The sequence below is a fragment of the Bathymodiolus platifrons methanotrophic gill symbiont genome, from assembly GCF_002189065.1.
Taxonomy (GTDB): Bacteria; Pseudomonadota; Gammaproteobacteria; order Methylococcales; family Methylomonadaceae; genus Methyloprofundus.
In genome coordinates, this window is sequence record NZ_BDMN01000609.1 from 1 (window position 1) to 1,019 (window position 1,019).

General features: G+C 35.0%; 1 protein-coding gene and 1 pseudogene. One reads left to right on the plus strand and one right to left on the minus strand.

The features are described from left to right. The first annotated feature begins 383 nt into the window (after positions 1–383). Entirely contained in the window at positions 384–716 is a 333-nt protein-coding gene (gene imm40 / locus CDZ78_RS20930; RefSeq protein ID WP_087871646.1) for an Imm40 family immunity protein, read from the plus strand. A gap of 77 nt (positions 717–793) precedes the next feature. Here imm40 and CDZ78_RS23500 read toward each other — a convergent pair. Next, positions 794–1,019 (minus strand): annotated as a pseudogene (locus tag CDZ78_RS23500) (hypothetical protein); the annotation flags it as partial.

Consider the following 1,019-nt stretch of genomic DNA (forward strand, 5'->3'; position numbering starts at 1 on the left):
AATGCTTAACAAATGAGAGGCTAATTAAGATATAATTAACGTCCGTTTGACTGCAAGAGTTGGTCTCTTACTTTCAAGCTGTGGTGAGTGTTCGTCGCACGGTTCTGTCGCAAAAAAACAAATCACCCTATTACCTACGATCATAAGATTAAATTTCAGCCAAAGAAGATTCGCATGTTCTACCAAAGGTGTTTATATTTTTCAAGCCGTTGCTTTTCTGAATGCCACATGATACTTGGCTTTCACATTAGATTATCGTGATTTTAATGATGGGGTGAGAATGTTTTTCTCCAGCATGGTGTTTTATCCATTTGTCGCATAAAAACAGGTTGCAGTTGATTTTTACACAAATATTAATTTTTTGCGACAGAACCAAAAATAGTATGAGTTACGTTGAGTATGAACAATTTCTAAAAGACTGTGGTACACCAAGAACTGATGCTGAGAATGGTGAGGTGGCACTAAAAAAATCTGATGCCATTAAATCGTTAATTTTGTTAAGTGATACTGATATTGGCGTTTTGGGTGGTGATGTCTATGAATTAGAAAGTGATGGATATTTTCGGCCAACTTATAACAATTGGTATTGCGATAAAAATACGGATAGGAAAGTAACTTTTTCAGAAGAAAGCCGTAAGGTAGCATACGAATACTTGTCTAATTATCGGGAAAAGATAGATTCAATTACAATGTATGTCTTAGTGATAGATGCATGATTAGGCGTGACGCAGCGCGCCGGTTCTGTCGCATAAATTTGGCTGAGACTGTAAATAATCCTGTGTAACTGGCATTTTTAAATATGCTCTTTTAATCGGTCTTCAAATACAATCATAAAATAATTTAATGCAGTTTTCCAATTTCTAATTGGCATGGTCCATTTTTTTTAGGCTTGTTGAATGGCTAAATAAATGACTTTTTTAGCGGCATTATCGCTGGGAAATAATTTACGTTTTTTAACGGATTTACGAATGAGGTTCTGTCGCAAAAAGTGTAAAAACCGAATATATCCTAGTTTTATG